We start from the raw sequence: 22,143 nt of genomic DNA, 5'->3' as shown, positions 1-22,143 counted from the left end.
CTTACTTGGGCTGGCAGTTATGGCCAAATACTGAGTCCGTTGCGCGGCACCTGGCGTAGCAACTGGTTGAGCTCAGTCCCGTCAGGGAGGGTTAAATCTGGTGCGATCTCGGCGAGCGGGTAGAGTACGAACTCCCGTTGCTTCATTCCGTAGTGTGGAATGGTCAACCGCTCGGTATCCATCACCTCATTGCCGTATAACAGGATGTCCAGGTCCAAGGTTCTTGGCCCCCAGCGCTCCTCTTTACGGACACGCCCCTGTTGTTGCTCGATGGTTTGAGTACAGTCGAGCAGCTCCAGCGGGGTTAATTCTGTTTTTATTGCGACGACGGCATTGATGTAGTCCGGCTGATCCTGAGGCCCCATCGGTGTACTGCTGTACAGCGATGAGCTTGCCAGCCAGGTCGATTTAGGCAGCGTCTTCAGCGCTTCGATGGCTTGTTTGGCTTGGGTCACCGGATCTGACAGGTTGCTGCCTACCGCGATATAGGCTGTGATCATGATTCGGCCCTGGCGCGCTTACTGCGGCTGCTGCGACGACGACCTGAGGGACGGCTGCTACCGCTGTCCAGATCGGCGGCCATCGCCTGGCGCATGTTGCGGCCCGCATTTTGGAAGGTTTGCCACCATTTGGCAAGCTGGGCGGTCTCGCCTCCTTCGATTTCTCCACGCATTTCCAGAAAATCGAAGCCGGCGCGGAATTTGTTCAGTTCCAGCAAGCGGAATGCCCGTTTACCGTTGCGACGTGACAGGCGCAGTTGAAGTTGCCAGATTTCACGAATGGTGGTGGTATGACGACGTGGGATGGCGATGCTGCGGACCTGTTGATCCAGAATTAAGTTGCTGGCTTCCATCACGGCGTCATAGTAACTCAACTTCCTCTGTGCCATTAACTGCTCGGCCATTTCGAGCAGCGGGTACCAGAGCATAGCGGCGAACATAAAGGCCGGGTTAACCCGCTTGCCGTCTTCAATTCTCAGATCGGTGGCATCCAGCACCAGGTCGATCATCTGCTCGGTTAACGACGAGTAGTCTTCAGTAAACTGCGCCGCAACTTGCGGGAACAGTTGCTGAAACAGGTTGTACTCGCGCATCAGGTGATAGGTGTCCAGTCCCTGTCCGGACTGCAGCATCTTCAGCGACTCTTCATAGAGTCGTGCTGGCGGGATATCACGCAGCAGGGGCGCCAGGTGTTCGATCGGATCGGCCGTGTCTTCTTCAATATCAAAGTCGAGTTTGCTGGCAAATCGAATTGCGCGCAGCATCCGAACCGGATCTTCCCGATAGCGGGTTTCCGGATCGCCGATTAGGCGAATCAGACGATCTTCCAGATCTTCCATACCGCCGGCATAGTCGTGAATGCTGTAATCCGCGATATTGTAATACATGGCGTTAATGGTGAAATCGCGCCGTTCGGCGTCTTCATCGACGGTGCCATAAACGTTGTCACGCAGCAGCATGCCTTCTTTGGACTGTTGTGATACGTTTTTACTCGGCTCCTGATGATGGCCGCGGAACGTGGCGACTTCGATAATATCGCGGCCAAACATGATATGAGCCAGCCGGAACCGGCGACCAATCAGCCGACAGTTTCGGAACAAGCTTTTAATCTGTTCCGGGGTCGCATTAGTGGCGATGTCAAAGTCTTTGGGGTGTTTACCCAGTAACAGATCGCGTACGCCACCGCCGACCAGGTACGCGTCAAAACCCGCCCCTTGCAGTCGGTAGAGAACTTTCAGCGCGTTGTCGCTGATCTGTTTACGAGAAATATTGTGTTGGTCGCGGGTGACGATATTCAGAGCCAGCTCTGGATAAATATGGTTCCCACAGGGTGTTTCGTCGTGTTTATTCATGTGCATCTGGCAAAATTTGTGTTAAGCCAATCCTGCTTATATTCGGTGAAGCCGCCATAAAGGTCGGATTTTGCGGCTAATGATAGCTCAGAGTCGACCATTTGAGAATCGAACTGTCATCGATGTCTGTTCCGGCAGCTGTTGCAAATGCCAATTTTGTACTGCCCAGGCCAGGATTTGGTCCAGTTCTCCCTGCTCGATATCACGCGGCAATTGAAAACCAAGGAACTGTAAAGCTTCCAACAATAGCGGTTTTGGGTCTTTAATATCAATCGGTTGGGCATGATTTTGCTTCGACAGTTTGTTGCCGCTGGCATCGGTTGCCAGTGGCAGGTGCAGGTAGCTCGGCGGATTGGCACCGAGTATCTGATACAGCGACAACTGGCGACCGGTCGGTTCGATCAGATCGGCACCGCGGACGATTTCAGTGACCCCCTGGCTGATGTCATCCAGCACCACCGCCAGATTATAGGCGTACAGGCCGTCACGGCGCTTAATAATGAAGTCTTCTTCGGCCAGTTGCGCTGGGATCATGATCTCGCCATGGCGGGCGTCGATAAACGAGTACACTGGCTGGTCGACTTTCAGTCTGACACTGCACTGCTGGCTATCTGTCAGTGCCAAGTTGCGACAGGTGCCCGGGTAGAAGCCCCCCGCGGCTTTGATCTGTTTGCGGGTACAGCGGCACAAATAGGCCTGACCTGAGCGTAGCCAGTTATCAAGCTGGTCCTGGTAGAGATGGTGACGCTGGCTCTGGTAGATCACCTCTTCGTCCCAGTAGAGATGGTAAGCCTCCAGCGCAGACAAGATCAGCTTATCGGCACCGGCCATTTCCCTTGGGGGATCCAAGTCTTCCATGCGCACCAGCCACAGGCCGTGCTGAGCCCGGGCCTGCAGGTAGCTGCCGAGAGCGGCGACCAGAGAACCGAAATGTAGCGGGCCAGAGGGGGAAGGGGCAAATCGCCCAACAGATTGCATCTTGATTACCTTGTTGTAGGCCATTGCTTATGACTGATGATAGCCGCGTGGGTTGAATCCAGGCAGTTCAACGCAAAAAGGGAGCCTAGCAGCTCCCTTTGTCGATAAACACAGTGCGATTAGCCTTGCATTTGCTTTTCTTTGATCTCAGCGAGTGTTTTACAATCGATACACAGGTCTGCGGTAGGACGAGCCTCCAGACGACGAATACCGATCTCAACACCGCACGATTCACAGAAACCAAACTCGTCATCTTCGATTTTGTTTAGTGTCTTTTCAATCTTCTTGATCAGGCGACGCTCACGATCACGGTTGCGTAGCTCAAGACTGAACTCTTCCTCTTGCGAAGCGCGGTCTACCGGATCAGGAAAGTTCGCCGCTTCGTCCTGCATGTGGTGTACAGTGCGTTCGACTTCTTCCCTGAGCTGGTTGCGCCAAGCTTCTAAAATCTTTCTAAAGTGAGCCAACTGATCAGGTGACATGTACTCTTCACCTGCTTTTTCCTGGTATGGCTCAACACCGGCAATGGCTAGGATGCCTAGCGTTTTTTTCTTTGATTCTGGCATACAGCATCTCCTACTAACACCTAGTCAACTGCTTGAGCAGTCAAATTGAGGCGGGTATCTATAGCAAAAAGAACATGGGGAGGCAACGACAGAATAATAATTGTATTGTCATTGTGAAGACGGCATCATTTTTCACCGATTACGGATAAATTCGATACACGACTCGAGCTTGATTTCTCGTTCTGAAAGTGAGGCTTTATAGCACAGCACTTCCACTCCTTGTTCTAGCGCTTCCAGTAATAGTTGTGAATATTTGGCATCTATATGGTGTGCCGGGGAAACTTTTTCAATTCCACTGTGCAAAACAGTGAACAAAAGTACCGCTCTGCAGCCGTTGCTTGCCATTTCTGTGAGCTCACGCAGGTGTTTCTGGCCTCGGGTTGTTACGGCGTCCGGAAAGCAGCCCTGACCAGTTTTATCGTCTGCCAGCAGGGTCACGCTCTTTACTTCAATATAGCAGTCTGGCCGTGTTTCGCCCTGCAGTAATATGTCTATGCGACTATTTTCCAAACCGTATTTAACTTCGGTACGCAGTTGTTGGTAGCCGCTCAACTCTTTGATGATCCCCGACTGGATCGCCTCCACTGCCAGCGTGTTGGCCCGGGCGGTATTAACGCAGATGCGGTGGCCTGCCGCCGTTTCGGTCAGCTCCCAACTGTGCGGGTATTTACGTTTCGGGTTGTCGGACTGTGAGTACCAGACCCGACTACCGGGCTCGGCACAGCCGGTCATCGCGCCAGTATTGGCGCAGTGGATAGTCAGCTCCTGGCCCGATTCGCTGACGATATCGGCCAGGAAGCGTTTGTAGCGAAGCTTGAGCTGGCCGGATTGCAATGGTGGATTGAAATGCATTTTTACTGTTTTTATGTACAATGGTGCCACCATTACAGCATAAGGTTTGCCCTTTTGTCACAATTGCCCATTCAAGCCGTGATGCCAGAGCTGCTGGACGCCGTTGCGTGTTCAGGTCAAGTTATTCTCAAAGCCGCCCCGGGGGCGGGTAAATCAACCTGTTTTCCCCTTCATTTGCTGCAGGCTGACAGTGTCAGCGGCAAAATCATCATGCTGCAGCCGCGCCGTCTGGCGGCAAGAAACATTGCCCGCTACCTGGCGCAGCAGTTGGGTGAGCCGGTGGGGCAGCAAGTGGGTTATCGGGTGCGTGGCGACAGCAAAGTCAGCGCCGCGACCCGGCTGGAGGTGGTAACCGAAGGTATCCTGACCCGGATGCTGCAGGCCGACCCGGAACTGAGCGGGGTGGCGATGCTGATTTTTGATGAATTCCATGAACGCAGCCTGCATGCCGATACTGCTCTGGCTCTGAGTCTTGAGGTGCAGGAAGCGCTGCGCGATGATCTGAAACTGGTGGTCATGTCCGCCACGCTAGACCAGCAGGCGCTGCAACAGCTGTTGCCTGATGCCCGTTATATTGAATCTCATGGCCGCAGTTTCCCGGTTGAGGTTCGTTACCAGTCGCCCGCGCAGCAAGACAGCCTGGAGCGCCACTGCGTGCGGGTGATTCATCAGTTACTGGCCAGTGAATCTGGCTCCATGCTGGTATTTTTGCCCGGCGCCGGCGCGATTCACCGCGTGGCGCAGGCACTGGATGAGCTGGCGGGTGAGGTACAGGTATATCCTCTGTATGGCCAGCTCAGTTTTGCAGACCAGCAGCGGGCCATTGCGCCAGCGGCACCAGGCGAGCGTAAAGTGGTATTGGCTACCAACCTGGCGGAAACCTCGTTGACCATCGAAGGGATTCGCCTGGTGGTCGATAGCGGTTACGAGCGGGTAGCCCGCTTTGAGCCGAAAACCGGCCTGACCAAACTGCAGCAGGTGCGGATAGCCAGGTCTTCGGCAGAGCAGCGAACCGGACGTGCCGGCCGACTGGAAGCGGGGATCTGTGTCCGGCTGTACAGCGAAAGCCAATACCGGCAACAGCCGGAAGTCCCTGCTGCGGAAATTCTTCACAGCGATCTGGCGCCACTGGCACTGGAACTGGCGTTCTGGGGCTGTCAGCAGCCCGATGAACTGCGTTGGCTGGATCTGCCGCCCAAGCCCACTTTGAATCAGGGGCAACAACTGCTGCAGCAACTGCAATTGCTGGATGACAAACTGGCGTTAACCGGCTGGGGCAGGCAGGCGCATCAACTGGCTCTGGAGCCTCGGTTGGCCGCCATGTTGCTGCTATGCGCCCAGCTAGGCAGTAAGTTGGTCAATACAGCAATTGCCGCCGCCTGTCTGATGGAAGAGCCGGAAAAACAGGTCAGCGATTTGAGCCACAGTCTGCATCACTGGCAGAGCGGCCGACACAGCAAGCGGGCCAACCTCAACAACCGGGCCAAACAGCTGGCCGGCAAACTGAAGATTGGTTTTGATTTGCAGCAGGCTGAACCGGCAAAGCTGGCGACCGTGCTGAGCCTGGCTTATCCGGATCGCGTTGCCCAGCGGCGCAGTCAGCAGGGACATCAGTATCGGCTGGCCACCGGTCACGGTGGCGAACTGGATCGCGACGACCCGTTAAATCATGCCGAGTACCTGGTAGCGTTAGATTTAGTCCGTTCCGGCCAGTCGAGCAGTCGGATAAATCTTGCTGTGGCGCTGGAGATAGAACCGTTACAACAGAGTTGCCCGCAGCTGTTTGAAGTTCAGGAGTGGGTAGACTGGGATGACAAACGGGGCAGTTTGATCGCTGAGCGCCGCACTTGTCTGGGGCAGCTGTTAATAGCAGCCCAGCCGCTGCCGGCGCCCGGCGCGGAAAAAATGACGCAAGCTTTACTCAATTTTGTTCGTCGTCAGGGGCTCGGCGCATTAAACTGGAGCGACAGTGCCTCTGAGCTGTTAACCCGTATCCGGTGCGGCAGTGAATGGCTACCAGAGCATGACTGGCCAGCGATGGATGAAGCCAGCCTGCTGGCCGAACTGGACGACTGGTTGGCGCCCTATATGACCGGGGTGAAAAACCTCAAGCAGTTGCAGGGGATCGACCTGGTGCAAGCGCTGAACGCGCGACTCGGTTGGCCGCTCAACCAGCAGATTGATAGCTGGTTGCCGAAAGAGTACCCGCTACCGACCGGACGAGGAGCCCGGATCCGCTACCAGCAGGGGGCGGATCCAGTGTTATCGGTAAGGATGCAGGAAGTTTTTGGTGAAAAGCAGTCACCTGTAATCGCTGAAGGCAGGAAGAACATAGTGCTGGAACTGCTCTCGCCGGCCCAGCGGCCGCTGCAGATCACCAGCGATTTAGCCGGATTCTGGCGCGGTGCTTACCTGCAGGTACAGAAAGAGATGAAAGGCCGCTATCCGAAGCATGTCTGGCCCGATGATCCGGCCAATCACATCGCAACCAGCAAAACCAAACGACAGTTGAAATCATGACCCGCAAGAAAACCACAGCAAACTCTCGCCCGGCAGCCAAAACACGCCGAACCCGCACTAAGACAACTGGTGGGGGTAAAAAGCCGCGTCGCAATGCCCAGTCAGGCTGGCTGAAAAAAATCTGGCAAGTGGGCTGGAAGGTTGCGCTGGCCGGAGTGACGGTGTTGTTGTTTACCGGTATTTACCTCGACAGCAAGGTGACAGAGAAATTTGAAGGGCAGTTATTTGAACTGCCTACCATTGTGTATGGTCGTATTTTAACTCTGTCGCCGGGAGATGAGATCACCCTGGCTGAGCTGCGCAAAGAGCTGGACGTACTCAACTACCGGAAAGTGCGCCAGCCGCGTTACCCTGGTGAGTATTCCTCGTCTAAAACCAAGATTGAGCTGATCCGCAGGCCGTTTGAATTTGCCGACGGCCCGGAGCCGGATCGTCATGTGATGCTCCATTTCAATGATTCTGGCCTGAGCAAGATCCAGTCTCTGGAACAGTCTGGGCAGCTCGGTTACCTGCGTATTGAACCCAAATTGCTCGGTATGCTGGAAAAAGATCAACGCGAACAACGACTGTTTTTACGTCGCGACCAGTTCCCGGAAGTGATGGTTGATGCGCTGCTGGTGACCGAAGATCGCCAGTTCTACCAGCACGATGGTGTTTCGCCACTGGCGATCGCCCGGGCCATGGTGGCGAACCTACGCGCCGGACGTACCGTACAGGGGGGCAGTACGCTGACCCAACAGCTGGCGAAAAATATCTTTCTCTCCAGTGAGCGTACCCTGTGGCGAAAACTGCAGGAAGCCTATATGGCGCTGATTATCGACTATCGCTATAGCAAAGATCGGATTCTGGAAGCGTATCTGAACGAAGTCTATTTGGGCCAGAGCGGCGGTGAAGCGATTCACGGCTTTGGCCTGGCGTCACGGCTCTATTTTGGTCAGCCGATCCAGGAGCTGAGAATTGATCAGCTGGCCCTGCTGGTGGGGATGGTGAAAGGGCCGTCTTACTATAACCCGGTTCGCTATCCTGAGCGGGCCCAGACCCGTCGCGATCTGGTTCTGAAACTGCTGATGGATCAGGGTATGCTGACCGCAGACCAATTTGAGCAGGCCGCCAGCCGGCCGCTGGATATTCAGGATGATCCGCGTATCGCCAGCCGTCAGCCGGCCTATTTCCAGCAACTGAACATTGAGTTAGAAAAGCAGTTAGGTGATCATTTCCAGACCGGAGCCGGTTTGCGCGTATTCACGTCACTTGACCCGGTCTCACAAGCCGAACTGGAAAAAGCGATCAGCAGTAAGATGCCGGCGCTGAGCAAAGTGGCGGGCGACCAGCTGGAAGCGGCTGCGGTGGCGGTGGATCGCCACAGCGGTGAGATCCGCGCTATGGTCGGTGGTAAACGCGCCGGTTACGATGGTTTCAACCGGGCACTTAATGCCAGCCGTCAGATAGGGTCACTGGCAAAACCGGCCGTCTACCTGACCGCACTACAGCAACCGGATCAATATTCGCTGGCCACCACGTTGCATGATGAGCCGATCACGCTTAAGGATAGCCAGGGTAATCTCTGGTCACCGCGCAATTACGACCGCAAGTTCCGCGGCGATGTGCCGCTCTATCAGGCATTGGCTCACTCTCTGAACGTACCAACCGTGCAACTGGGTATGGATCTGGGCATTGATGCGGTGATGAACACGCTGCAGCGGCTCGGTGTCAGCCATGATGAAATCAAACCTGTACCGTCGATGTTTCTCGGTTCCTTTACCCTTACGCCGGTTCAGGTAGCGCAGATGTATCAGACCCTGACCAATTCCGGTAAGAAAGCCACCCTGACGGCTCTGCGCTCGGTGCAGGATCTGGAAGGTGAAGTACTGTATCAGTCGATGCCGAAAGTGAGTCAGGCGGTGGATCAGCAGGCAGCCTGGCTGACCACCTACGCGATGAAAAAAAGCGTCGCGGAAGGGACCGGACGTTATCTGGCCGGACAGTTTGGCTGGGCCGCGTTAGCGGGAAAAACCGGTACCAGTAACGATACCCGTGACAGTTGGTTTGTCGGTGTCGATGGCCGGGAAGTGACCACTATCTGGGTCGGGCGCGATGATAATGCTTCGACCAAACTGACCGGCTCCAGCGGGGCGCTGCGTATCTACGCCGAATATTTACGCCACCGGATTCCACAGATGCTCACCCTGCCCTGGCCAGAAGGGATCAGCACTCTGGGCTTTAGGCCTACCCGTCAGGGTGGATTGCAACTTGAATGTAGAAATAACAATAAGTTGCCAGTTTGGGATCGGAATGGCATGTTAAAGCAACAGTGTGATAAAAATAGCCCGACCGAATGGTTGAAGCAGATATTTTCCTGGTAGCAGGTAACCGCAATACAAGGACGCAGGCAGGTGACGATGAAAGGCTCCATCTTATGGTTGGTACTGTTAACTACAACGCTCTTTACCACTGCCTTGCGGGCGGAAACGCTCGATAGTTCCACCTTAATCAGCCAGGAAAAGCGGCCGCGCGTGGCGGTGGTTTTAGCCGGCGGCGGCGCTAAAGGGGCCGCTCATATCGGCGTGCTCAAGGCGCTGGAAGAGTTGCGGGTTCCGGTGGATTACCTGACCGGGACCAGTATGGGCGCCTGGGTAGGCGGCCTGTACGCCAGTGGCTTGAGTGCCGACGAAATAGAGAGCTTTATCTATTCGGTAGACTGGAATACAGGCTATCGGGATCGGGTAGACCGCAGCGAACGGCGCACCCGCGACAAAGAGTATGAAGATCGCTACCAGCTGACCACTGACCTCGGGCTGAAATGGGGCGAAGTGCGGACCAAAAGTGGTGTGGTTCAGGGGCAGGGAATGCTGAAGATCCTGCGCGAAACCTCAGGCAACCTGCCTCGCCTGGCTACTTTTGACCAATTGGTGATCCCGTTTCGGGCCGTCGCGACAGACATCATCGAATTAGAGCCTGTGGTGCTGGAAAATGGCTATCTGGTTGATGCCATGATGGCCAGTATGTCGGTACCCGGCGCGCTGCCACCTTACGATTTGAACGGTCAGCTGCTGGTGGACGGCGGCGTGACCAACAATATGCCAGTCGATGTCGCCCGGGAGATGGGCGCCGAACGGGTGATCGCGGTTGATATCAGCAGCGATTACAACCAGGCCGACGACTTTACCACCCTGTTTACCGTCGCCGACCAACTGTCTAATTTTCTGGTCCGCAGTACCACCCAGCGTCAGACTGAGCTGCTCGGTGACGGTGATATCCTGCTGCAACCGGATGTCGGCGATATGCAGACCACAGAGTTTGATCGCATGGCCCACGCCTACCAAGTCGGCTACCAGCAGGCGATGAGACAACGCGAGCAACTGGAATCATTCAGCCTCTCTGCCGCAGAGTATCAGCGTTACGTTGAACAGAAGCAGCAGGCCCGACGCCAGCTTATCAGTGGTGAGCAGTTGCTGATCGATCAGATTGTGATCAACAACAACAGCCATTACAGCGACGATTTGCTACTCAACCGGCTCGACCTGAAAGCCGGTCAGCAATACAGCACCCAGGAGCTGGAAAAGCGGGTGCGTGATTTGTATGCACTGGATCGTTTTGAACTGATCACCTATCGCTTTTCCCAGTCTGAGGGGAAAAACCTGCTGCTGGTCGATGTCGACGAAAAATCCTGGGGACCGAATTATGTCAACTTCCGTTTTTTCCTCGAAGACGATTTCAATAGCGAAAGTCAGTACTCGCTGGGCTTGTCGAGTAACTTTACCGATCTGAACTCCCAGGGCGCCGAACTGCAGATCAATCTGGAGATGGGTACCGATAAACGGATGGAAGCGGAACTCTATTCACCGTTTTTTTCCAGTCAGACTCTGTTTACCACCCTGAGCGGTCATTACAGCGATGAGAAACGTATTGTGCCGGCGGATCCAGGCTCAGTTACCTCGTCCGATTATTTTCCAGTGAATTACCGTGAATGGCGCGGTGAATGGGCCGTTGGATTACAGAGAAACCTCTGGAGTGAGCTGAGATTTGGACTGCGTTTTACCCGTGGAGATGGACGTTTTAGTACCTTACCTTCGCTGGGCGACATCGAGTATGACCGCAAAGCTGTATTTGGCCGCTATCGCATCGATACCTTGGACAGCTTCAGCCTGCCGACCAAAGGTAACTACCTTAACCTGCAATATCTGGTGTCAGAGGATAACCGGGTGATTCATGAGGATGAGGGGGACCAGGAAGAGAGCGATACCGCCCATGAAATCAGCGCCAAGCTGATTGGCGCACGTAGCTACCAAAGACATACTTTGGTCGCAAACGTTGATCTCGGTATTGTCGAGAGCAAAAATTCCAGCGTGCCGATTGACCCGCGTGAGTTGGGTGGCTTTCTTCATTTGTCCGGGATCCCACGCAACAGTCTGATCGGCAGCAACAAATTCTTTTCCAGTCTGGTATATCGCTACCGCTGGTTTGATAATGATTTTGGCTTATTTACCTCACCAGTCTATCTCGGGGCGTCGGTAGAATATGGTGGAGTGTGGTCAAAAAATGACCTCAGCTTGTCGCGGGCACCGCTGTACTATGCAGGGTCTGTGTTTGCCGGGGTTGATTCGCCTATTGGGCCGATCATGTTTGGTTACGGCCGGACAGAACATCATTTAGACTCGTTTTACTTAATCGTCGGTACGACCTACAAGTAGCAGTTATGCATTTCAACTGACTAAAAATTATAAAACTTTAGTCTTAAGTTGCTATGTTGGTCAAAATGAACAGATTTTAATTTTAAGTTAAATTTGCTATTCTGCGTCCCACAGTTTGGCCTCTCTGGCGCTGTTTCTCAGTCAAAAATTGATGAAACTAATGGCAATGGAGAGCCAAGTTTCCATGGATGTTCACTCCTATTTCTATAAAAAACTGGAGGAACCGCAATGAGAGGAAAAAGTCGTGCTTGAAGCCTATCGTAAACACGTCGCAGAGCGTGCCGCTGAAGGAGTTGTCCCAAAACCGCTTGATGCAGAGCAGGTTGCCGGACTTGTCGAAGTTCTGAAAAATCCCCCACAAGGTGAAGAAGAATTTATTCTGGATCTGCTGGAAAATCGTATTCCACCGGGTGTAGATGAAGCCGCGTATGTCAAAGCGGGTTTTCTGACTGCAGTGGCTAAAGGTGAGGTGACTTCACCGCTGGTGAGCCGTGAAAAAGCGGCCGAGTTACTGGGTACTATGCAGGGCGGTTACAACATTGAGCCGCTGGTTGACCTACTAGACGACCAAGATTTGGCACCAATTGCTGAAAAAGCGCTGTCGCATACCTTGCTGATGTTTGATGCTTTCTATGACGTAGAAGAAAAAGCCAAGGCAGGCAATGCTTCTGCACAGAAAGTACTGCAATCCTGGGCTGATGCTGAGTGGTTCCTGTCTAAACCTCAGTTGGCGGAAAAAGTCACTCTGACCGTGTTTAAAGTGACTGGCGAAACCAACACCGATGACCTGTCACCGGCACCTGATGCCTGGTCTCGTCCTGATATCCCAGTGCATGCGCTGGCGATGCTGAAAAACGAACGTGATGGTATTAATCCTGACCAAGCCGGTCAAATCGGTCCGATCAAACAGATCGAAGAGCTGAAAGAAAAAGGCCACCAACTGGTGTATGTCGGTGATGTGGTTGGTACCGGTTCATCTCGTAAATCTGCAACCAACTCAGTGCTTTGGTTTATGGGTGATGACATCCCATTCGTACCAAACAAACGCGCGGGTGGTTTTGTACTTGGCGGTAAGATCGCCCCTATCTTCTTCAACACCATGGAAGATGCCGGCGCGCTGCCGATTGAAGTCGATGTCAACAAACTGAATATGGGCGACGTCATCGACGTGTACCCGCACGAAGGCAAAGTTTGTAACCATGAAACCGGTGAAGTACTGGCTGAGTTCAAACTGAAAACCGACGTACTGCTCGATGAAGTCCGTGCTGGCGGTCGTATCCCGCTGATCATCGGCCGTGGTCTGACAGACAAAGCTCGTCAGTCTCTGGGTCTGGAGCCTAGCGAGATCTTCCGTAAACCTGGCGCAGTCGCCGACTCTGGCAAAGGCTACTCACTGGCCCAGAAAATGGTCGGTAAAGCGTGTGGCGTAGAGGGTATTCGTCCAGGAACTTATTGTGAGCCTAAGATGACCACTGTCGGTTCGCAGGATACTACCGGTCCTATGACCCGTGATGAACTGAAAGACCTGGCCTGTCTAGGCTTCTCTGCAGATTTGGTCATGCAGTCTTTCTGTCATACTTCTGCTTATCCAAAACCGGTTGACGTGAACACACACCATACCCTGCCTGATTTCATCATGAATCGCGGCGGTGTGTCGCTGCGCCCTGGCGATGGTGTTATTCACTCGTGGTTAAACCGTATGCTGCTACCTGATACTGTCGGTACCGGTGGTGACTCTCATACTCGTTTCCCTCTGGGTATCTCATTCCCTGCGGGCTCCGGTCTGGTCGCGTTTGCCGCGGCAACCGGCGTGATGCCTCTGGATATGCCAGAGTCGATCCTGGTGCGTTTCAAAGGCGACATGCAGCCAGGTATCACCCTGCGTGATCTGGTCCATGCGATTCCTTACTACGCGATCAAACAAGGTCTGCTGACGGTAGAGAAAGCGGGTAAGATCAATGAGTTCTCTGGTCGTATTCTGGAGATCGAAGGGGTAGAGCATCTGACGGTTGAGCAGGCATTTGAGCTGTCTGACGCATCGGCTGAACGTTCAGCTGCCGGTTGTACCGTGAAACTGTCGCAAGAGTCGATCGAAGAGTACCTCAACTCCAACATCGTGATGCTGAAATGGATGATCTCTGAAGGTTACGGTGACCGTCGTACCATCGAGCGTCGTATTGCTGCGATGCAGGAGTGGTTGGCGAAACCTGAACTGATGGAAGCCGACAAGGATGCGGAATACGCGCACGTGATCGAAATCGATCTGGCTGAAATCAATGAGCCAATTCTGTGTGCACCAAACGATCCAGACGATGCACGTCTGCTGTCTGACGTACAGGGTACTGCAATCGACGAAGTCTTTATCGGTTCTTGTATGACCAACATTGGTCACTTCCGTGCCGCTGGTAAGCTGCTAGAGAAGTTCAACGGTCAACTGGATACCCGTCTGTGGGTGGCTCCACCGACTAAGATGGACCGTGACCAACTGACTGAGGAAGGTTACTACGGCATCTATGGCCGTGCCGGTGTGCGCATTGAAACTCCGGGATGTTCACTGTGTATGGGTAACCAGGCGCGTGTGGCTGACAAGGCTACCGTGATGTCTACCTCTACCCGTAACTTCCCGAACCGTCTGGGTACAGGTGCCAATGTCTACCTGTCTTCCGCTGAGCTGGCGGCTGTGGGCGCTATTCTGGGTAAGATTCCAACCAAAGAAGAATACCTGGCGTACATGGATCAGATTGATGCAACGGCGGCGGATACATACCGTTACCTGAACTTCCATCGTATGGATCAGTACACCAAGAAAGCGGATACCGTGATTTTCCAAGAGCCAGCGTAATTACGCGGCATTGAAAAAATTGCAACCAAGCCACCTTCGGGTGGCTTTTTTTCGCTTAGTGCCTGGCTGGGAGAGACACTGGCATTTTGCGGGCGGCACTTTATACTGGCAGCCGATTTATAGCTGAGGCAACGAGGAAGCGATGGAGTTTGAGTTTATTCGCATCAGTCTGACCGGGGAGTTCCGGGTTAAATGCAGTATGGGCCATGAAGTGGTAGCGCGATGGCTGGAAGAGGAGATCGCGTTGGATACAGCCAAACTGGATAGGCTTGAGGCGATGATCGCGGCGGCTAAATCGGTGCTGGCAAGCTCGCAGCAACTGCTGGGTACAGAGTACTCGATGCAAATTAATGCGGATGAAGTTTTGGTGCAGGCCAATGCCATGGCGCTGGACAGTGAAGAGTCATTGGAAGAGGACTGGCAACTGTATGATAGTGAAAGTATCGCCAGCTGTGGCCTGGAAGATTTCCAGGCTCTGATCAGCCAGTGGCGGGAGTTTGTTAATCGCTAGCTGGTGAAGTTTTTGTGCCACAGTGCACTGCAATGGGGAAATAAAACCCTGTTGCTTTAAAATTGTGAGTGTAGCGCACCGAAATGGTGCGCTTTTTTTGTGCTAGTGGAACTAATTATCAGTTAAATCTATTAAAATCAACAAGTTAAATAATTGGCACGTTGTTTGGATTACAAGGAGAAAAGGACGAAAGCTTCAGAGAGGAAACGATGAAACTGATTAACGCCATTATCAAACCATTTAAATTAGACGACGTGCGTGAAGCACTGGCTGACGTAGGCATTGAGGGGATGACTGTCTCCGAGGTGAAAGGCTTTGGTCGTCAGAAAGGTCATACCGAGCTGTACCGCGGCGCTGAGTACCAGGTGGATTTTCTGCCCAAAGTAAAACTGGAAATCGCCACTCAGGCAGAGAACGTTGACCGGGTGATTGATGCCATCACCAAAGCAGCTCAAACCGGCAAAATCGGTGACGGCAAAATTTTTGTTTACGACCTCAGCCAGGCGGTGCGTATCCGTACCGGCGAAATGGACGCTGAAGCACTGTAACAGATTTAAAGGACTGGAGATTTATCATGGAATTAGCAACAACAGTAACAGAGTTACGTTACGCACTAGACACCTTTTTCTTTCTCATTTCGGGTGCGTTGGTTATGTGGATGGCAGCCGGGTTTGCCATGCTGGAAGCCGGCCTGGTACGTTCTAAGAACACCACCGAAATACTGACTAAAAACTTCTGCCTGTACGCGATTGCCTGCACCATGTACCTGATCGTGGGTTACAACATCATGTATGTCGATAATGGTGAAGGCGGCTGGTTACCTTCAATCGGTTCGCTGATTGGGTCACAGGGTGAAGGTGCAGACCACTCACTGGAATCAGATTTCTTCTTCCAGGTAGTGTTTGTTGCAACAGCAATGTCGGTAGTATCCGGTGCCGTTGCTGAGCGAATGAAACTATGGTCGTTCCTGATCTTCTCAATGATCCTGACGGCGTTCATCTACCCGATGGAAGGCTACTGGACTTGGGGCGGCGGCTTCCTGTCAGAAGCAGGCTTCAGCGACTTTGCCGGTTCAGGTATTGTGCACATGGCTGGTGCAGCGGCGGCATTGGCTGGCGTACTGCTACTGGGTGCCCGTAAAGGCAAATACGGCAAAAACGGTGAAATCCATCCTATTCCAGGTTCAAACATGCCATTGGCAACTTTGGGTACCTTTATCCTGTGGTTCGGTTGGTTCGGCTTTAACGGCGGCTCACAGCTGATGGTATCTGACTTTGAAAACGCCACTGCGGTTGGTCAAATCTTCCTTAACACCAACGCTGCTGCGGCGGCTGGTTCTATCGCCGCTCTGTTGGTGTGTAAAACCACTTGGGGTAAAGCGGACCTGACTATGATTCTGAACGGTGCGCTGGCGGGTCTGGTTGCCATCACGGCAGATCCTCTGTCACCTTCACCACTGTACTCAGTGTCTATCGGTGCGGTTGCGGGTGCGCTGGTTGTCTTCAGCATCATTGGCCTGGATAAACTGAAAATCGATGATCCAGTCGGTGCTATCTCAGTTCACGGCGTGTGTGGTTTCTTCGGCCTGATGGTTGTGCCTCTGAGCAACGGTGATGCGTCATTCGGTGCGCAGTTACTGGGTGCGGCTGTTATCTTTGCCTGGGTATTTATTGCCAGCCTGGTAGTCTGGGGCGTACTGAAAGCGACTATGGGTATCCGGGTCAGCGAAGAAGAAGAGCTGGAAGGTATGGATATGCATGATTGTGGTGTTGGTGCTTACCCAGAGTTTGTTACCGCTAAATAATCAAACTGTAAATCAGAGATTGGGCCTGCTCATTTGAGCAGGCCTTTTTATTTGCGGAGCATTTATTGGTCGCCGATAAAGTAGGCTGGCGCACACAAACGTCAGCAGCCTGGCGGTCGCAAAGATTTTTTTGCTTTAGATCATTGTTTTTGAATTAAGGATGAATATAATAACGCAACTGATAAACGTTATCATTTAACATTTAAGGATTAAATCGATGAAGAAGCTGCTTACCGTTTCAGCTCTGGCTTGTGCTGCAATAGCTCCTACCGCAATGGCTGCTGATGAAGTTAATGTTTACTCTTACCGTCAACCTTTCCTGGTTGAACCTATGTTTAACGAGTTCACTAAACAAACTGGTATTAAAGTAAACGTAAAATTTGCCAAAGAAGGTATTGCTGAAAAGCTGGTACAGGAAGGTGAATACAGCCCTGCAGACGTTATTCTTACTGTTGATATTAGTCGACTGGCGGAACTGACCGACAAAGGTCTGGTCCAGCCGGTAGACAGTGCGGTGATTGAAGCTAACGTACCTGCCCAATACCAGGATGAAGAGAATGAGTGGTTTGCACTGACCACCCGTACTCGCTCGGTATACTCTTCTCGTGATCGTGTCGGTAAACTGGGCGCTGACTTTACCTATGCGGATCTGGCTAAGCCTGATTTCAAAGGCAAAATCTGTACCCGTGCCGGTAAGCACCCATATAACGTATCGCTGGTTGCCTCTATGATCGCTCATCACGGTGAAGCTGAGACCAAGCAGTGGCTGGAAGGGGTAAAAGCAAACTTGGCACGTAAGCCACAAGGTAACGACCGCGCGCAGGTGAAAGCGATCAAAGAAGGCTTGTGCGATGTGTCTTTGGGTAACAGCTACTATTTGGGCAAAATGGTTAACGATAAGAACCAGAAAGCCTGGGCAGATGCAGTATATATCAACTTCCCGAACCAGAATGCGGAAGGCACTCACGTGAACATTTCAGGTATGGCGATGGCTAAATACGCGCCTAACCGTGACAATGCCGTTAAGCTGATGGAATTTCTGACTGAAGACAAAGCGCAACAAATGTACGCAGAAGTGAACTTTGAATATCCTGTGAAAGAAGGTGTGAAACGTTCTGAACTGGTTGCTTCATGGGGCGACTTCAAAGCTGATACCATCAAACTGGACCAGATTGCTGCTAATCACGCCGCCGCGATTCGTCTGTTAGATGAAGTCAAATTTGACCTTTAATCGAGAGTAGGGGTATAACTATACCCCTATTTTTAAAACGGAATATGGAACCGATTCTGAGCCGACATTACCTGAGTCATCGCGATAGTATCGATGTTTCATACAGCCTTGTTGTAACCGGGCGATGAACGAAAAAAATTTATTATGGAAAACCAGTAGCGGGAGTCTGACTCTGCTGCTGGTTTTGCCTATTCTGGCGATCTTCTATACCGCGATTGGCGAGACCGACGACATATTTTCCCACCTGATGTCGACCGTCATGCCTACCTATACCTACAACACCATAGTGATGGCGCTGGGGGTGATGCTGCTGTCGCTGCTGTTTGGGGTACCCAGTGCCTGGCTAATGGCCATGTGTAAGCTGCCCGGAGAGCGGGTACTGCAGTGGGCACTGGTGCTACCACTGGCGATGCCAGGGTATATCGTCGGTTACATCTATACCGACTGGTTTGATTTCGCCGGTCCTATCCAGTTGTTGTTGCGCCAGCTCACCGGTTGGGGCCCGGGAGATTACTGGTTTCCGGATATCCGCACCCTGACCGGCGCGATAATTGTCCTGGCGCTGGTGCTGTACCCTTATGTTTACCTGTTGTGTCGCGCGGCTTTTATGGAACAGAACGTCTCCCTGTTGCAATCGGCCCGGATCCTCAAATGTTCACCATGGGAAAGCTTCCGGCGCATTTCATTACCTCTGGTCAGGCCGTCCATGGCGGTGGGCCTGTCGCTGGTCGCCATGGAGACGATCGGTGATTTCGGCACCATGCATTATTTTGCCGTCAGCACCCTGACCACTGCGGTCTACGATACCTGGCTGGGGATGTCGAGCCTGACGGCGGCAGCCAAGATCTCAGCGATTATGCTGGTGATCATCGTGCTGCTACTCTCCAGTGAACGCTACAGCCGCCGTAAGCAGAAACTGTTTCAGGCCCAGTTCAGCAGCCGGGAAGATTTTGGCTACCAACTGAGCGGCTGGAAAAAGTGGCTGGCGGTCGGCTGGTGCTGGGGGTTAGTCGCGGTAGCATTTCTGCTGCCTTTACTGCAGCTGTGCAGTTATGCCATAGATTATTTTGCCAGAAGCTGGACAGCGGAATTTCAGGCCTATGCGCTCAACAGCCTGAAAGTGTCAATCTCAGCGGCGTTTATCGGTGTGCTGGTGGCGCTGGTGGTCAACTTCCATAACCGGATCAATCCAGGCCGGCAAAGCCTGACTATGATGCGCTTATCGTCAATGGGTTATGCGGTCCCGGGAACGGTACTGGCGATTGGGGTGATGGTCTGTGTGTTGTCACTGGATCACTGGGCCAATGATCTCGCCAAAGCGATGGACTGGGGCCGGCCGGGATTACTCTTCTCCGGTTCCATGTTCGGCATTATCGCCGCCTTGGTGGTCCGCTTCGCCGCTGTGGCGATTGGTAGCGTCGAAAGCAGCCTGAGCAAGATCTCCCCATCGCTGGATATGGCCTCGCGCACTATGGGCTGTAACCGCAATCAGATGCTAAGACGGATACATTTGCCGTTGGTGCGCCGCGGTGCGCTAATTGCGGCGTTACTGGTATTTATCGAATCAATGAAAGAGTTGAACGCGTCGCTGTTGCTACGGCCGTTTAACTTTGAAACCCTTGCCACCTATGTTTACAACTTCGCCTCGGATGAGCAACTTGAACTGGCCGCCCTGCCTGCGGTTCTGTTGGTTCTGGTCGGCCTGGTCCCTTTGGTGGTGGTTAACCGATCTCTGGAGCAAACACACTGATGAGCAGTGCACTGTCGATTGAAAACCTGACTTGCAAATACGACGATGAGACCACGGTACTGCAGTCGTTATCGCTGGATGTTGAGCAAGGCGAGATCGTCTGTCTGCTTGGCGCCAGTGGCTGCGGTAAGACCACCTTATTAAAAGCCATCGCCGGCCTGCTGCCGCTCAGTTCGGGATCAATGCGTCTCAATGGTAACGTGATTGATGACGGTCAGCTGTGGTTGCCGCCTGAGCAGCGTAATATCGGCATGATCTTTCAGGACTATGCGCTATTTCCTCACCTGACGGTGGCCGAGAACGTCGGTTTTGGCTTGCGCGACTGGCCCGCCAGCGAGCGTCAAAATAAAGTACGCGAGATGCTGCATCTGGTGCACTTGGAATCTTTTGCCGAGCGTTACCCGCATCAGTTGTCCGGCGGACAGCAGCAACGGGTGGCAATTGCCCGTTCTCTGGCCTACAAGCCTGACTTACTGTTATTGGATGAGCCCTTTTCCAATATTGATACTCAGGTCCGCCATGAACTGATCGCTGAAATTCGCAAGCTGTTCAAAGCCCAGGGCGTGACGGCGATCTTTGTTACCCACAGTCGCGAAGAGGCGTTTGCCTTTGCCGACAAGATGGCGGTGATGAACCACGGTATCATCGAGCAGTACGGTTCAGCCGGTGAGTTGTACTATCAGCCCACCAGTAAATTTGTTGCCGATTTCCTCGGTGGCGGCAGCTATCTGGCCGCGAAGCGGCTGTCGGAATACGACTACGCGACCGCGCTGGGCACGGTCGAAGCCAAAGCACAGCAGGAGATCAGCGTGCAGCAGCAGTGTTCGCTGCTAGTTCGACCGCAGCAGTTGATCTTACGCGCCAGTGAGCAGAGCCCAGTCAGAGTGATCGAACAGCAGTTTATGGGCGATCATTGTCGCTACGTGATTGAGCTGGCAGGAGAACTGCTTATCGCCACCGCCAGCGAACCGCTGGCGATCGGCCAGCAAGTGACGGTAGAAGTCGAGTCTCAGGGCGTGTTGGCGTTTGCCGACTGAAGATAAAAAAAGCCCGGCAGATATACCGGGCAAAAAGTCCACTAGGCAGTGGCACAGCAAGCATTCAGTGTTTCACCGCTACAGCGCCAGAAAGTCTTTCACCTGTTGCAGAACATGTTCGGCGCGGGTTTGGTCTTCCATTTCGCAGAAGATACGCAGTAAAGGCTCGGTACCGGAGAAGCGGGCGATGACCCAGCCGCCGTTCTGGAAATAAACTTTTGCCCCATCCTCGTAACTGACTTTCTCTATCGGCAGATCGAAGTCGGGCAGCTGACGGTCACGGTAAATCTTGTCATACAGCGCCTGTTTCTGGCTGGCCTTAAAGCTGAAGTCGCCCTCGGCGGTGTAGGCATAGCCGTATTTGGCATAGATTTCATCCAGCATCTCTGACAGTTTTTTGCCGGTAACCGAAATCATCTCCACCAGCAGGCTGGAGGCAAATACGCCATCCTTACCCTTAATGTGACCGCGAATGGTCAGACCGCCGGAACTCTCGCCACCGATCAGCGAGTCGTCGGCTTCCATCTGCGAGCTGATATGTTTAAAGCCGACCGGGACTTCAAAACTTTTCTCACCGTGGTCTGCGGCAATCTTGTCCAGCAAATGGGTGGTGGCGATGTTTCTTACCACCGAGCCTTGCCAGCCCTTGTATTCCAGCAAGTAGTAATAAAGCAGGATCAGCACTTCATTGGGGTGAATAAAGTTGCCTTTCTCGTCGATGATGCCCAGTCGATCCGCATCACCGTCAGTGCCGATACCGATATCGTAATGCTCCGCCGCGACTAAGTGCTTAAGCCGATACAGTGTCGCCGCACTGGGGGAGGGCATCAGACCGCCGAAGTCGGGGTTTTTGCCGTCATTGATCACGTCGACGTCACAGCGACCATTGATCAGCACCGTTTGCAGCGCATTTTTGGCCACGCCGAACATGGGATCGACCAGTACCCGCAAGTTAGCCCGTTTGATGGCGTCAATGTCGATAAAGTCGATAATCGAGTCGACAAATTCGTTCATCGGATTGATCGGCTCGATTTGTCGCTCATTTACCGCCTGTTCAAATTCCACCGAACGTACATCGTCTGCAGTTAAGCTGGCGATCTGCTGTTCGATTTTGGCGGTGATCACTTCGTCGGCGTCACGACCACCTGCAATAAACACTTTTATGCCATTGTAGTCGGCCGGGTTGTGCGATGCGGTAATGCAGGCTGAATAGGCGCAGCCCATCTGTTTGGCCTTGAACATTACCACCGGGGTCGGGACAAACTTGTCGATAAAACTGACTTTGATGCCGTTAGCTGCCACCACTTCAGCAAACCATCGCCCGGCTTTGTCGGACAGGAAGCGGCGGTCATAGCCGATGACAAAACCGCGCTCGGCAGCCTGCTCCTGATTGATAATATTCGCCAGCGCCTGGGCAACCAGGCGGACGTTATCCTTGGTGAACTCTTCGCCGATAAACGCGCGCCAGCCACCGGTTCCAAATTTAATCATGTTGCAATCCTTTTATCG

General features: G+C 53.1%; 16 protein-coding genes. 10 read left to right on the top strand and 6 right to left on the bottom strand.

The genetic code is table 11. The features are described from left to right. Window positions 1-17: 17 nt before the first annotated feature. The 5 genes from folK to sfsA all read right to left on the bottom strand — a co-directional run bounded on the left by folK (window position 18) and on the right by sfsA (window position 4,248). Complete coding sequence (folK, locus tag ACQY6F_RS00655) at window positions 18-500, bottom strand: 2-amino-4-hydroxy-6-hydroxymethyldihydropteridine diphosphokinase (RefSeq protein WP_428771421.1); 483 nt, start codon at window positions 498-500, stop codon at window positions 18-20. Then, a complete protein-coding gene (gene pcnB, locus ACQY6F_RS00650; RefSeq protein ID WP_428771419.1) occupies window positions 497-1,858 on the bottom strand; it encodes a polynucleotide adenylyltransferase PcnB in 1,362 nt (453 codons plus the stop codon). The genes folK and pcnB overlap by 4 nt, the downstream gene beginning before the upstream one ends. An 81-nt stretch (window positions 1,859-1,939) precedes the next feature. Further along, complete coding sequence (gene gluQRS / locus ACQY6F_RS00645; RefSeq protein ID WP_428771417.1) at window positions 1,940-2,830, bottom strand: tRNA glutamyl-Q(34) synthetase GluQRS; 891 nt, start codon at window positions 2,828-2,830, stop codon at window positions 1,940-1,942. Window positions 2,831-2,949: 119 nt separating this feature from the next. Continuing rightward, on the bottom strand, window positions 2,950-3,396 hold the full coding sequence (dksA, locus tag ACQY6F_RS00640) for an RNA polymerase-binding protein DksA (RefSeq protein WP_428771415.1): 447 nt from the start codon (window positions 3,394-3,396) through the stop codon (window positions 2,950-2,952). Window positions 3,397-3,528: 132 nt separating this feature from the next. Next, the gene (gene sfsA / locus ACQY6F_RS00635; RefSeq protein ID WP_428771520.1) at window positions 3,529-4,248 is read right to left on the bottom strand and encodes a DNA/RNA nuclease SfsA; all 720 of its coding nucleotides are present in this window, start codon (window positions 4,246-4,248) and stop codon (window positions 3,529-3,531) included. Window positions 4,249-4,302: 54 nt separating this feature from the next. Between sfsA and hrpB the strand changes: the two genes are divergently transcribed. From hrpB to ACQY6F_RS00585, 10 genes are all read left to right on the top strand, one after another. Then, window positions 4,303-6,768 (top strand): ATP-dependent helicase HrpB, encoded by a 2,466-nt coding sequence (hrpB, locus tag ACQY6F_RS00630; RefSeq protein ID WP_428771413.1) that lies wholly within the window; start codon window positions 4,303-4,305, stop codon window positions 6,766-6,768. Then, window positions 6,765-9,131, top strand: coding sequence for a penicillin-binding protein 1B (gene mrcB / locus ACQY6F_RS00625; protein WP_428771411.1), 2,367 nt, complete (start codon window positions 6,765-6,767; stop codon window positions 9,129-9,131). The genes hrpB and mrcB overlap by 4 nt, the downstream gene beginning before the upstream one ends. 36 nt (window positions 9,132-9,167) lie before the next feature. After that, window positions 9,168-11,459, top strand: coding sequence for a patatin-like phospholipase family protein (locus ACQY6F_RS00620; RefSeq protein ID WP_428771518.1), 2,292 nt, complete (start codon window positions 9,168-9,170; stop codon window positions 11,457-11,459). A 244-nt stretch (window positions 11,460-11,703) separates the two neighbouring features. Then, complete coding sequence (gene acnB / locus ACQY6F_RS00615; RefSeq protein ID WP_428771409.1) at window positions 11,704-14,301, top strand: bifunctional aconitate hydratase 2/2-methylisocitrate dehydratase; 2,598 nt, start codon at window positions 11,704-11,706, stop codon at window positions 14,299-14,301. A 142-nt stretch (window positions 14,302-14,443) separates the two neighbouring features. After that, entirely contained in the window at window positions 14,444-14,812 is a 369-nt protein-coding gene (locus ACQY6F_RS00610; protein WP_428771407.1) for a YacL family protein, read from the top strand. Window positions 14,813-15,021: 209 nt separating this feature from the next. After that, a complete protein-coding gene (locus tag ACQY6F_RS00605; RefSeq protein WP_428771405.1) occupies window positions 15,022-15,360 on the top strand; it encodes a P-II family nitrogen regulator in 339 nt (112 codons plus the stop codon). Between the two features lie 26 nt (window positions 15,361-15,386). Beyond that, a complete protein-coding gene (locus ACQY6F_RS00600; RefSeq protein WP_428771403.1) occupies window positions 15,387-16,616 on the top strand; it encodes an ammonium transporter in 1,230 nt (409 codons plus the stop codon). Between the two features lie 217 nt (window positions 16,617-16,833). Next, window positions 16,834-17,847: a Fe(3+) ABC transporter substrate-binding protein gene (locus ACQY6F_RS00595; protein WP_428771401.1), complete on the top strand. Its 1,014-nt coding sequence runs from the start codon at window positions 16,834-16,836 to the stop codon at window positions 17,845-17,847. Window positions 17,848-17,971: 124 nt separating this feature from the next. Next, window positions 17,972-19,597 (top strand): ABC transporter permease, encoded by a 1,626-nt coding sequence (locus ACQY6F_RS00590; protein ID WP_428771399.1) that lies wholly within the window; start codon window positions 17,972-17,974, stop codon window positions 19,595-19,597. Further along, complete coding sequence (locus ACQY6F_RS00585) at window positions 19,597-20,634, top strand: ABC transporter ATP-binding protein (protein ID WP_428771397.1); 1,038 nt, start codon at window positions 19,597-19,599, stop codon at window positions 20,632-20,634. The genes ACQY6F_RS00590 and ACQY6F_RS00585 overlap by 1 nt, the downstream gene beginning before the upstream one ends. A 78-nt stretch (window positions 20,635-20,712) precedes the next feature. Here the strand turns inward: ACQY6F_RS00585 and ACQY6F_RS00580 are convergent, their stop codons facing one another. Next, on the bottom strand, window positions 20,713-22,125 hold the full coding sequence (locus ACQY6F_RS00580) for a phosphoglucomutase/phosphomannomutase family protein (RefSeq protein ID WP_428771395.1): 1,413 nt from the start codon (window positions 22,123-22,125) through the stop codon (window positions 20,713-20,715). Window positions 22,126-22,143: the final 18 nt, after the last annotated feature.

It is taken from the genome of Vibrio sp., from assembly GCF_050299255.1.
Classification (GTDB): domain Bacteria; phylum Pseudomonadota; class Gammaproteobacteria; order Enterobacterales; family Vibrionaceae; genus Vibrio.
The sequence above is the reverse complement of the archived record's forward strand: the minus strand, read 5'-3'. Positions and strand labels throughout refer to the sequence as shown.

Bases quoted from the DNA above. Each gene is read 5' to 3' on its own strand.
- pcnB (WP_428771419.1), bottom strand. From the start codon at position 1,858: ATGCACATGAATAAACACGACGAAACACCCTGTGGGAACCATATTTAT.
- ACQY6F_RS00585 (WP_428771397.1), top strand. From the start codon at position 19,597: ATGAGCAGTGCACTGTCGATTGAAAACCTGACTTGCAAATACGACGAT.
- ACQY6F_RS00605 (WP_428771405.1), top strand. From the start codon at position 15,022: ATGAAACTGATTAACGCCATTATCAAACCATTTAAATTAGACGACGTG.
- folK (WP_428771421.1), bottom strand. From the start codon at position 500: ATGATCACAGCCTATATCGCGGTAGGCAGCAACCTGTCAGATCCGGTG.
- dksA (WP_428771415.1), bottom strand. From the start codon at position 3,396: ATGCCAGAATCAAAGAAAAAAACGCTAGGCATCCTAGCCATTGCCGGT.
- ACQY6F_RS00595 (WP_428771401.1), top strand. From the start codon at position 16,834: ATGAAGAAGCTGCTTACCGTTTCAGCTCTGGCTTGTGCTGCAATAGCT.
- ACQY6F_RS00620 (WP_428771518.1), top strand. From the start codon at position 9,168: ATGAAAGGCTCCATCTTATGGTTGGTACTGTTAACTACAACGCTCTTT.
- ACQY6F_RS00600 (WP_428771403.1), top strand. From the start codon at position 15,387: ATGGAATTAGCAACAACAGTAACAGAGTTACGTTACGCACTAGACACC.
- ACQY6F_RS00610 (WP_428771407.1), top strand. From the start codon at position 14,444: ATGGAGTTTGAGTTTATTCGCATCAGTCTGACCGGGGAGTTCCGGGTT.
- gluQRS (WP_428771417.1), bottom strand. From the start codon at position 2,830: ATGCAATCTGTTGGGCGATTTGCCCCTTCCCCCTCTGGCCCGCTACAT.
- ACQY6F_RS00590 (WP_428771399.1), top strand. From the start codon at position 17,972: ATGAACGAAAAAAATTTATTATGGAAAACCAGTAGCGGGAGTCTGACT.
- sfsA (WP_428771520.1), bottom strand. From the start codon at position 4,248: ATGCATTTCAATCCACCATTGCAATCCGGCCAGCTCAAGCTTCGCTAC.
- ACQY6F_RS00580 (WP_428771395.1), bottom strand. From the start codon at position 22,125: ATGATTAAATTTGGAACCGGTGGCTGGCGCGCGTTTATCGGCGAAGAG.
- mrcB (WP_428771411.1), top strand. From the start codon at position 6,765: ATGACCCGCAAGAAAACCACAGCAAACTCTCGCCCGGCAGCCAAAACA.